At 56.0% G+C, this 4,489-nt stretch carries 6 protein-coding genes; 5 read left to right on the top strand and 1 reads right to left on the bottom strand.

Annotated elements, in window-relative coordinates; genetic code table 11:
* The coding region (locus tag ASH01S_RS17250) for an alpha/beta hydrolase (RefSeq protein WP_217996360.1) at positions 1-1,009 on the top strand (1,009 nt) is incomplete at its 5' end.
* 393 nt (positions 1,010-1,402) lie between these two features.
* Here the strand turns inward: ASH01S_RS17250 and ASH01S_RS17245 are convergent.
* Positions 1,403-2,485 (bottom strand): hypothetical protein, encoded by a 1,083-nt coding sequence (locus ASH01S_RS17245; RefSeq protein WP_067929672.1) that lies wholly within the window; start codon positions 2,483-2,485, stop codon positions 1,403-1,405.
* 105 nt (positions 2,486-2,590) lie between these two features.
* Here ASH01S_RS17245 and ASH01S_RS18925 point away from each other — a divergent pair, with 105 nt between their 5' ends.
* The 4 genes from ASH01S_RS18925 to ASH01S_RS19810 all read left to right on the top strand — a co-directional run.
* Positions 2,591-2,848, top strand: coding sequence for a helix-turn-helix domain-containing protein (locus tag ASH01S_RS18925; protein ID WP_067929671.1), 258 nt, complete (start codon positions 2,591-2,593; stop codon positions 2,846-2,848).
* A complete protein-coding gene (locus tag ASH01S_RS17235) occupies positions 2,845-3,174 on the top strand; it encodes a hypothetical protein (protein ID WP_067929670.1) in 330 nt (109 codons plus the stop codon). Before ASH01S_RS18925 ends, ASH01S_RS17235 begins: the two co-directional genes overlap by 4 nt.
* Before the next feature lie 14 nt (positions 3,175-3,188).
* The gene (locus ASH01S_RS17230) at positions 3,189-4,340 is read left to right on the top strand and encodes a CHC2 zinc finger domain-containing protein (protein WP_169794271.1); all 1,152 of its coding nucleotides are present in this window, start codon (positions 3,189-3,191) and stop codon (positions 4,338-4,340) included.
* 4 nt (positions 4,341-4,344) lie between these two features.
* A partial coding sequence (locus tag ASH01S_RS19810; RefSeq protein WP_444541724.1) for a hypothetical protein occupies positions 4,345-4,489 on the top strand: 145 nt, incomplete at its 3' end.

The following is a 4,489-nucleotide window of genomic DNA, read 5'->3' as shown; positions in this document are numbered from 1 at the left end:
ACACAGACAGGCAGCTTGTTGCACAACCAAGGGGTTTATGTTTGAAATAGAGGAGGTTCTTATGGCACTGCGCCCGCACGTTAAGTCTTTTCTTGAGTCGATTCCCCCGGAGGACACTACATCGATACTGAATGTTGTGGAATTGCGTCACAATCAAAAGTCGAGAAGTGTGCCTCACGATCAAAGGCCCCCTGTTTGGAAAATTGAAGATATACTCGTCCCCGGGAATGGGCGGGAAATCCCCATTCGCATTTATACACCCAACATGCATCACAAACTTCCACTTCTTGTATATTTTCATGGTGGAGGATTCTGCATCGGAAGTCTGGAGAGCCATGACCTGATATGTCGTCGCTTGGCCAATGAGTTGGGGTGGAAAATCATTGCTGTAGATTACAGACTCGCTCCAGAAAATCCATTTCCCGCAGGCGTAGAAGATTGCTACGCCGTTACACAATGGTGTAGTATAAATGCTTCCTCGTTGGACATTAACTCCTCGATGATGGCCGTAGCGGGAGACAGCTCTGGCGGGAATTTCGCAACGGTTGTGACCATGATGGCACGTGATCGAGGAACACCTTTCATCTATAAACAAGTGTTGATTTGTCCTAACACGGAATATTACCAGTCTCATATTCCGACGAAATATGGATCCTACATGGAATGCGGCTCAAAGTATCTCACCACCGAGCGAGGTATCAGTCAGTTTTGGTCATGGTACATGCCAAATGTGAACGAAGCTCATCATCCATACGTATCCCCCATGGAAGCACAATATTTATCGAATTTACCGCCTGCATTGATTCTTACTGCCGAATACGATCCATTAAGGGATGAGGGGGAAGCGTACGCACGTAGGCTCCATGAATCGGGTGTATCCGTTCGGTCAATTCGGTACGAGGGTACGATTCACGGGTTCTTGGGGCTATTTGCGGATGAAGAGGAAGGTCAACAAGCCTATTCGGCGATAACGCATTTTCTCAAGGAGAACGGTGAAGACGGGAGATAATGAGTTGTCGCCTAACGGAGGAAAATCCCAACGGAGGAAAATATTGAATAAGCTCTTGCCCCCGCCGATGAATTGCGGGCATACCATGTGGTACCCGGGTTGCTGGCGGCTGCCGCCTTGGCAATCGACTCGATATTCACCCAAAAAGAACCCCAAAAAATCATTCGGGGGACGAAGATTAGCAATTGATTTGCAATCTACCGCTATACGGCTCTGTGTAAAAAAGTGGCACAGGTCGAGAACCCGCGCCACGCTTGGCTTTTCTGGCGCACCCGGAGGGACTCGAACCCCCGCAAGACGCGGTTTAGGAAACCATTTCTATTCGCTGTGCCCGAAATCCCGCGTCACGACTGGATTTTCACAAGCCATGCGCCGTCAGCGACAACGGTTTCGTTACATTTTATACGCCTCTGCATCTTCTCCGTCAACCGCCCGAAGCTGGGATGCCTCCCGCTTTCGTGCCCGTTGCCTTCGGCTGCGGTCGGTGCTGGCACAAGCGCGGCTACAATACATCGCTCGTGCCGAGCGGCCCGACCCCCCGCCCACATTGAATGGTCTGCCACAGGCGCGGCATATCCGCATGTTTGCGCTGGAGAGGGACATGAGCATACCGAGAAGCAACGCTCCGGCGAGTGTATGGGCGCTGGCTGAGACCTCAATACGAAACGCGTCAGGTTCATCCCGCCACACGTTGCCCAATTCAACGCCCATACGCCTGGCGTTCAGCGTGATGCCTCCCGCCAAGTGTTGGAGATACCCGAAGACGCGGTCACTCACGGAACTGAACGCAGCAAGCTGGTATACTCGCAATTCCTGCCTGCTGCCCTCAGGCGGTTTCTCGAAGACGTAGAATGACGAGACGCCGATTCCTGCGACACCCTCGGGAGTAAACGGTGCATAATCGGCCTTGTAGCGCGGCTCACGAAATGTACCGTCAGGTTGAAGAACGCGGGAAAAGGGAAGTTCAAATTCGGGGATGCGGACAAATCGAATCCATTCCTTGAGCCGGTCCAACTCCCTCCGCTGTGCCTGCCCCAGTCTGTCCCATAGTTCCACAAGCCGCTCAGCCATGTTCCAAAACTCGCTGTACTCTTCCCGAAACGCGCCCCACGGCTTGGTCAGATACCCGTATTGTTCAATGAACCCCAGCATGAGCCGCCGCCTATCCTCAGCTTCTTTGTCCTGTCCCTTACGTACCATGTCCCGCAATGCGGCCATGATGTTTCCGAACATGTCGAGGTCAAGCGCCTCGTACTCTCGTTTTGGTGTGTCGCCTTTGCGCATGACGCACCACGTGACAACAGCCCCTTCTACATGCCAGCCGTGCTTACGCAGGTATTCACGCGCCGCTTCATTGTCGGAGGGGACACGCCGCGGCAATTCGCGGACAATTCCCTCCGCCAGCGCCACGCGCTTCAACTCGTAGCGATACACCGTCTGCTCATAGCTTGCCTCGCTAATCCAGATACCGCTCACATCTTTTACCCCCGAAATGCAACGCGTATGCAACGCCTTTCCTGGATTTATTGTAACTCAAAATTGGTTGTGAAAGGTGAACACGAACGAAGGAGGCGCAAAAAGGTGTACGTTACCCGGTTGGAGATTGCACGACGTCTTGCAGGAATGAGTCAAACTGCGCTCGCTGATTTGGTGGGCGTTCATCGTGTAAACGTCAGCCAAGTAGAGCGCTTGCATAGGCGGCCCCATCCCTCGCTTCGCCGGAAACTCGCCGAAGCGCTGGGGTACCCCGAGGCTGTCCTTGTTGACGGAGACGGTTGGCCGCGTGCCGCGAATGTCGACGACCTGTCCTGGATTCACGAAAGGGGGCGAATCGCGTGAAACATGTCGAGAAAATCGTTTGGCACGGAAAACCCGTGGGTGAAGTGCGAGGCCGCATGTTTATCAAGCACGTGCGCCGACGGGACCACTTCCTGCGCTTTGTTGGAGGATATGCCATCCAACTTTCCATCTACGAGAAGCTAAAGGGGCAAGGGATTGAGCTGGTGGAGGTCTACGAAAGCGATACGGGGAACACGTTGACCGCCTCGCTCGCCGATTTTGAAAGACACGGCCGCCTCGTGAATCTCGGCCACGGCGAGCAAATCTGCTTAGCTGAGCGCTTCTGGAACAAAAAAGCGGCGGGCCAAATGGTCCTTCCGCTTTGATGAGGTGTTGCGACATGGAAAATGACCACAAACATCATACCACGAATGTGCGAGAATGGCTCGAAACCCACTTGGGCCGCATCCGCTGGCGCGGTGCACAAGGCACCGCCCGATGCCCCTTCCATGACGATGAGCGACCCAGTCTAAGCGTCAACGTCGTAAAAGGCGTCTGGAAATGCCACGCCGGGTGCGGGGGAGGAACGCTAGAGACATTGGCGCGGCGGTTGGGTATCGAGCCCCCGCCGTCGCGGGGGAAGCGCGTAAACAAGGAGCCCACGGTCGTCTACGTTTACACCGCCGCCGACGGTGCGCCTCTTTTCCGCGTCCTCCGGTACGGCAACGGCAAGGGCAAGTGGTTCATCCAGGAGCGATGGGAAGAGGGCCGCTGGGTGCGCGGGCGCGGCGAAACGCCTGCAGTGCCTTACCGCCTTCCTGATGTCATCAAGACCGTCGCGGAAGGGCGTCCCGTCCTCATTGTGGAAGGCGAGAAGGACGCGGACACCCTCGCTTCCCTCGCCTTCACGGCCACCACAAATCCGGCCGGTGCGCTGAAGTGGCCCGAGGATGATGATTTCAACCGGTACTTCACTGGCGCTGACGTAGTCATCCTCCCGGACAACGACGACGTTGGACGTAGGCATGCTGAGCATGTCGCCCGCATCCTGTCCCTCTTTGCGCGGCGCATTCGTGTGGTAGAGCTTCCCGGACTGCCGCCCAAGGGGGATGTAACAGACTGGCTGGAGGCTGGGCACAGTGTGGGAGAGTTGCTCGCCCTGATAGACCGTGTGGATGAGTGGAAACCCCGCGAAGACATTACCGAGACAACCGCGCGTGCATTGCTAACGTACTGGTATAACGGCCGATTCTCCCCCGCGCTGCTCGCGGAGGACATCATGCGGCGACATCATTTCGTGTTCGACGGCCGCGAACTGTACGTTTACGCAGGGGGCGTCTACAAGGCCGGAGGCGAAGCCGTCATCGAGCGCCTAGCCCAGCGTTTGCTGGGACACCAAGCGAGCACACACCGCGTGCGGGAGACAGTAGAATTCATCCGCCGCGAGACGTGGCAGGATGCCCCCGCCTTCGACCCGGACGACGGCCTCATAAACGTGTCCAACGGTCTGTTGGACTGGAGAAAGGGGGGAGCTTCATCCGCACACGCCTGACCGCTTGTCGCGCATCCAACTGCCCGTAGCGTGGGACCCGGCGGCTGACTGTCCAGCGATTGCTGAATTCCTTGCAACCGTCGCGCCGCCAGACGCCATCGACATGCTGTTAGAATTCGTAGGGTACTGTCTAATTCCCTCAGTTAAGT

This window comes from Alicyclobacillus shizuokensis NBRC 103103 (genome assembly GCF_001552255.1).
Lineage (GTDB): Bacteria > Bacillota > Bacilli > Alicyclobacillales > Alicyclobacillaceae > Alicyclobacillus_G > Alicyclobacillus_G shizuokensis.
Note: the sequence above shows the minus strand (reverse complement) of the source record. Positions and strands in the feature narration are given on the sequence as shown.

Bases quoted from the DNA above. Each gene is read 5' to 3' on its own strand.
- ASH01S_RS17230 (WP_169794271.1), top strand. From the start codon at position 3,189: ATGGAAAATGACCACAAACATCATACCACGAATGTGCGAGAATGGCTC.